We start from the raw sequence: 276 nt of genomic DNA on the forward strand, positions 1-276 counted from the left end.
TTGACGAAGCCCTGAACAGATTGGCGCCTGTTGAGCCACAGCAGCAGGCACAGCTCCAGCCCCAGCAGGCCAAACTCGCTGGAATGGGCCAGCTTGCGCAGCCAATGGTCATTCTGGGGGTCAAGCTGCACACCCACAGTCTCCAGGGCCGCGCAGATCTCCGCCAGCAGGCCCCGGCTCAGCTCCTGAGACAACGTCCGGGGCAGCAGAGAGTTGCCCCAGATACAGGCCAGGGGCAGAAGTACCAGCCTAACCAGGACGATATTGCAAGGGACA

1 protein-coding gene is annotated in these 276 nt (G+C 62.3%); it reads right to left on the minus strand.

Annotated elements, in window-relative coordinates:
- The coding region (locus RAD04_RS38655) for a hypothetical protein (protein WP_461627966.1) at positions 1-276 on the minus strand (276 nt) is incomplete at both ends.

Source organism: Bradyrhizobium sp. 25ACV (assembly GCF_054863005.1).